1 pseudogene is annotated in these 366 nt (G+C 34.2%); it reads right to left on the bottom strand.

The features are described 5' to 3' along the window. A pseudogene (locus tag CP352_RS10890) lies at positions 1–366 on the bottom strand (IS21 family transposase); the annotation flags it as partial.

Below are 366 nucleotides of genomic sequence, written 5' to 3'. Positions count from 1 at the left end.
ATAAAAACGCTTGACCACTCAATAGCGCGTTTCTTAGTTAGGTAAGGGCGTCGCCCTTTACTAACAATTTCGCCATTTAGATCATAAATTGTATAACTGGTTGCGGTAAGAACGCAGGTTAATGAAAGCATTGTTTTAGCCATTGGAATATGTATCCTGGTTTTATCAATCGTTACTTCGTTATACCGGTTTGGTTTAACTTCAAATTGCTTAAAAACTGGATAATCTATATCAGGCAATTTCAAAAATGATGTTTGTTCTTCTTGCCATAGGTCACTAATCTTTTTCTTCTTTTCATAGTGTACTCGTTGCGAATCTTTTTTTAGTTTATCGGCTAGTCGTTGATTCAAATTTTCAAAACTAATT

The organism is Lactobacillus sp. UMNPBX1 (genome assembly GCF_002554085.1).
Classification (GTDB): Bacteria; Bacillota; Bacilli; order Lactobacillales; family Lactobacillaceae; genus Lactobacillus; species Lactobacillus crispatus.
This window is presented reverse-complemented; position numbering and strand designations above follow the sequence as displayed.